This is a genomic window from Blautia sp. MCC269 (genome assembly GCF_018785655.1).
Classification (GTDB): Bacteria; Bacillota; Clostridia; order Lachnospirales; family Lachnospiraceae; genus Blautia_A.
The window spans coordinates 1-4,479 of sequence record NZ_WQQE01000047.1 but is presented as its reverse complement, the minus strand read 5'-3'; the positions used below and the strand labels follow the sequence as shown (position 1 = coordinate 4,479).

Here is a 4,479-nt window from a genome sequence, read left to right as displayed (position 1 = left end):
AAAGCAGCGCCTCATTCGAAGAAGCTTTTAAGTTTGTGGGATAAGTTTGTGCAAAATTCGATATTTGCTCATTTATAGTTAATAGGATATTCTTCTTCATGCTGTGGCTTTTTACCTGCCTTGAACGAGATAAATGAGCCTTGGAATTTCTTCTCCCACTTTTTCATCTCGTTATATATTAGATCATTTGCGTAATTCTTTGTCTTTTTCAACGCAAGCTCTATCACATCATCGGTAAAATAATTTTCCGCTTTTAGACCACAACTTGGACACCATATTTCAATAACATCTTCTGCGTGATAATCCCCTGGTTTTATTTTAAAAAATTCCCCGCATAGAGGACATTGCATTAAAACAAATCCTTGATCGTCAGCAGGTATTGATACTTCACCAATTATAGTACTCATACATTACCTCCTGCCTATATCTTGTATTATAGCGGAGCTTTTCATAAAAATCCACTCTTATTTTTGAGTAACAAAATCGGCGGCATCACTCATGATACCGCCGATTTTGCTTTAGCACTTAAGATATACTAAAAATCCGAAGCCGTCCCCGATTGGAACCGGGTTCGGATTATCATTATCTGATGCGGATAACAGGACTTGAACCTGCACGGTTGCCCACTGGTACCTAAAACCAGCGCGTCTGCCAATTCCGCCATATCCGCATATTCAATTATATTATCATCCTGTCTGATGATAAAAAAATAACGGAAAGCAAATGCTTTCCGCTAATGAGGCATCGGGGATTCGAACCCCGGACAACTTGATTAAAAGTCAAGTGCTCTACCGACTGAGCTAATACCCCATAAAAAAGGACTGGGCTAGCTGGATTCGAACCAGCGAATGCAGCAGTCAAAGTGCTGTGCCTTACCGCTTGGCGATAGCCCAATGGGCGAAGGGTGGATACAGGGATTCGAACCCTGGGCCTCCAGAGCCACAATCTGGCGCGCTAACCAACTGCGCTATACCCACCACAACGTGCCTGAAGGGATTCGAACCCCCGACCCACGGCTTAGAAGGCCGTTGCTCTATCCAGCTGAGCTACAGACACATGCTCTCTTTTCAGAGAAGCGGGTGATGGGAATCGAACCCACGTATCCAGCTTGGAAGGCTGGTGTTCTACCATTGAACTACACCCGCATGCTTGCGGTAATAAGTTTACAGCAGTCGGGGTGACAGGATTCGAACCTGCGGCCTCCTGGTCCCAAACCAGGCGCTCTAGCCAAACTGAGCCACACCCCGATATACCATTTACTTATGGTCTTTATTAAGTTTTTGTCGCTGTTGCTTTTCTCTCTTGCCTGACGACAAGTGATATTATATTATAGCTTTTTACAAATGTCAACACCTTTTTTGAATTTTTTTAAAAAAACTTTTTTTCACGTTTTTTCCGTCTATTCAAAGGTTTTCCTGTCATTTGCGACTTGCTTATGGTATCATAATCCTGATAATAAAGTCAAGAAGAAAATCTGGAAAATTAAGGAGATGTTTTTATGGATATAAAGTTATTTCAGCAGAAGCTCAATGAAATCTGCACCATCGCAGAGGAGAACGGCAAACAGCTCTCCCAGCAGCAGATTCGTGAGCATTTCGATGAATCTGATCTGAGCACTTCACAGCTTGTAAAGATCCTGCAGTATCTCAAATTAAAAGGTATCACTATCGAAGGTGCCGAGGAAGCAGCCAGCGCTACGGCGGCAGCAAATACCTCCTCTGAATCCGGAAGCGAGGAAGAACTTCCAGGCAGCCGTGCAGCCCTTACAGCTGAGGAACAGGCTTACCTCAGTGACTATATGGAAAGTTTTTCCCCGGAAGGACTTGATTCCGATGATCTCACTTCCCTCTTCCAGGCCTTTGCAAAAGGTGACACCGCTGCCGAAGGTGTTCTGACCCAGTTCTACATGGCCCAGGCAGCCCAGATGGCCGCTGAACTGAACTGTGAGGAGATTTACCTGGCTGACCTCATTCAGGAGGCGAATCTGGCCCTTCTGGCGGCTCTTAAGGAAACAGAACCCCAGCAGAAGAACGACGCCTGGATGCGCGGCCGTATCCGCAGCGGAATCCTCCATGCCATCGAGGAACAGACCCAGCAGAAATTCCGTGATGACTATCTGGTATCCAAGGTAGAAAATCTTGAATCCGCGGTAAAAGAGCTCACAGACGATGACGACACCACCAAATTCACCATCGATGAACTCGCCGTAATCCTGGATATGAATGTGGACGAGATCCGGGATGTGCTTCGGCTTACCGGGGATGATAAATAAGATCTTATATTATAACGAAAAAGCCTCAGTACATGCATAGCACCAACAACTTACCTGCTGCCTGTGTTATACCTGTCCTGAGGCATTATCATTCTATAGCAATTCTGAAAATTATTTTTTCTCATACTGCTCGATCATACATTGATGTTCTTTTTTATCCTTATCATAATTAATCGCTACAAGTAAAATATCTCCTGTGTACTCCAAAACAGAATCTGGATACTTCCTGTCTTTAATCTGCTGCATTGCAGTCTGAGCGTTCTGATTCCACTTCAATTCAACTACAAGCGCCGGATAATCACTTTTATATTCCGGCTTCGGAATAAATACAAAATCTGCAAATCCACGTCCTGATGGCAGTTCCCGAACCGGCTTGAAATAATACTGCATAGCGCTTAAATATGCAATCGCCAGCACACTGCTTAATGAATTTTCGTTATGATACTGAATAACGGAAACATATTCATTATGGATTTTTTCTATCTGTGCAGCTACCACCGGACAATCCATTTCCAATGTTGCATCCAACAGCTTCTCCGATTCCTGCTGAAAAAGGATCATTTCATTCCAGGCTTTACTTTCTACCGCAGTTGTCAGCTCCTGCCTGATCTCTTCATTGGGCACAAATGCCGTTTTTCTGGTCTGGTCATAACCAAGATATCCCAAATGGATCATATAGGTCAGTACATCATCTCTGCTCTTTATATTCTCTGTATCATTTTTGAATGTCGCTGTATTGACTTTCACAGATGCACCGGACAACATTTCTATGATCGATGTTTTCAATCCATCATAATTCATATTAATAAGAGGCACGATCGCTTCATAGGACGCTGTTTCCGACCAGTAACTCTTAAATTCACCTTTAAGCATCACGCTGACTACTGCTCTCGGATTATAAACCTGACAGTCCTTCAAAAGATATCCATCATACCATCGCTTCACTTCATGAAAATCCTGTTGATATTCTTCCGAAAGATTCCGCACCTCATCTTCTGTAAATCCGATATACGGTGCAAGATTGCCCGCACTTAACATTGTAAATTCATCAAAATTATTAAGCGCTGACTGTGTTGTTTCTTTTTTTACCGGGAGAATACCTGTAAGATATGCAAGTTGGATATATCTGGTTGGTTCCGTCCCTTTGAACATTCCTCTGAGAAAATTAATATACTCTTTCTGCACTTTGGAATTCGCCGCTGCATCTCGGATCAGAACATCCCACTCATCAATGATCACAACGAATTTCTGCCCTGTTTTCTCCCGGATTCTTGAAAGCGCATCTGGCAAAGATATCTCTTCTGATGGTAACACACATGGATAAATCGTTCTCAGCTCATCCAGTATACTCTCTGTGATAAATGCAACAATGTCATCTGCCTTTGCACAATTTGCCAGAAACCACTGAACATCTATATGGATTAAATCATATTTATTAAGATGTTTTCGGAAATCTGCTGCCTTACTGATCTCCAGTCCTGAAAACATTTTTTCGGAATCCGCTCCCTTGCTGTAATACGCAGTAAGCATATTCGCCGTATAGGATTTCCCGAATCTGCGCGGACGACTGTTACAGATATAGGCATCCATAGTATCCAGAACAGTATTTGTGTACTCCAACAATCCTGTTTTATCCACATATATCCTGGAATTCAGTGCTACCTGAAATGCGCTGTTATCCGGATTTACAAATCTTCCCATTTATGTCCGCCCCTTTCTGAAACTATATACTATATCCCCGTACTTCTTGCTTTACAGTATATCGTAATCTATTCTGCATCGTCAATGGCTGTTGTCACAGAGTGTGACATCCTCTCCTTCTGCCTTATAAAAAAGAGGCTTCGATCCAATGTAAACATTCAAAGTATACATTGAACCTGGCCTCTTTTGTATGATATAAATTATCTGATTGTACTGACTGGACAATGAAATAATACGGAACTTCCATAACTGTTCGCTGATCTTTTGTTACGGTGATAACAAGCCGGTAGCTGCCGGAGCCTGTCCGTCCTTTGCTCCGGCGTATAATTTTGCCTGGAATTGATAAGCCTTTCCTTTTGCTTCCGCAACATCCGAATTTAATGTCAGGTTTACATCCTGAGACGTTGCCCATGTAAGCGGAATTACATGGCAAGACAAAAGAAACCTGTACATCGAGTACAAATGACAGAAGGAAAACGAAATATTATCCATCAGCTCCTTGAAGA

The 4,479-nt window shown here is 42.7% G+C and carries 4 protein-coding genes and 7 tRNA genes; 1 reads left to right on the top strand and 10 read right to left on the bottom strand.

Annotation, left to right across the window (positions count from 1 at the left end; all coding sequences use genetic code 11):
- Nucleotides 1–68: 68 nt before the first annotated feature.
- The 8 genes from GPK88_RS15235 to GPK88_RS15200 form a co-directional block, all read right to left on the bottom strand.
- Complete coding sequence (locus GPK88_RS15235) at nt 69–407, bottom strand: TFIIB-type zinc ribbon-containing protein (protein WP_252197786.1); 339 nt, start codon at nt 405–407, stop codon at nt 69–71.
- Nucleotides 408–590: 183 nt separating this feature from the next.
- A tRNA-Leu gene (locus GPK88_RS15230) sits at nt 591–670 on the bottom strand.
- Nucleotides 671–737: 67 nt separating this feature from the next.
- Nucleotides 738–810, bottom strand: a tRNA-Lys gene (locus GPK88_RS15225).
- Nucleotides 811–821: 11 nt separating this feature from the next.
- A tRNA-Gln gene (locus tag GPK88_RS15220) sits at nt 822–893 on the bottom strand.
- A 10-nt stretch (nt 894–903) separates the two neighbouring features.
- Nucleotides 904–977, bottom strand: a tRNA-His gene (locus tag GPK88_RS15215).
- Nucleotides 978–982: 5 nt separating this feature from the next.
- Nucleotides 983–1,056 (bottom strand) — tRNA-Arg (locus GPK88_RS15210).
- Nucleotides 1,057–1,074: 18 nt separating this feature from the next.
- Nucleotides 1,075–1,145: transfer RNA gene (locus tag GPK88_RS15205), tRNA-Gly, on the bottom strand.
- A gap of 27 nt (nt 1,146–1,172) precedes the next feature.
- A tRNA-Pro gene (locus GPK88_RS15200) sits at nt 1,173–1,247 on the bottom strand.
- Nucleotides 1,248–1,498: 251 nt separating this feature from the next.
- On the opposite strand from GPK88_RS15200, the gene GPK88_RS15195 reads away from it, so the two are divergent.
- On the top strand, nt 1,499–2,272 hold the full coding sequence (locus tag GPK88_RS15195; RefSeq protein ID WP_173772684.1) for an RNA polymerase sigma factor region1.1 domain-containing protein: 774 nt from the start codon (nt 1,499–1,501) through the stop codon (nt 2,270–2,272).
- Between the two features lie 111 nt (nt 2,273–2,383).
- On the opposite strand, the gene GPK88_RS15190 is transcribed toward GPK88_RS15195, so the two are convergent.
- Together GPK88_RS15190 and GPK88_RS15185 are read right to left on the bottom strand one after the other, a co-directional pair.
- Nucleotides 2,384–3,973: an AAA family ATPase gene (locus GPK88_RS15190; RefSeq protein WP_173762650.1), complete on the bottom strand. Its 1,590-nt coding sequence runs from the start codon at nt 3,971–3,973 to the stop codon at nt 2,384–2,386.
- Between the two features lie 267 nt (nt 3,974–4,240).
- A partial coding sequence (locus GPK88_RS15185) for a hypothetical protein (RefSeq protein WP_215708004.1) occupies nt 4,241–4,479 on the bottom strand: 239 nt, incomplete at its 5' end.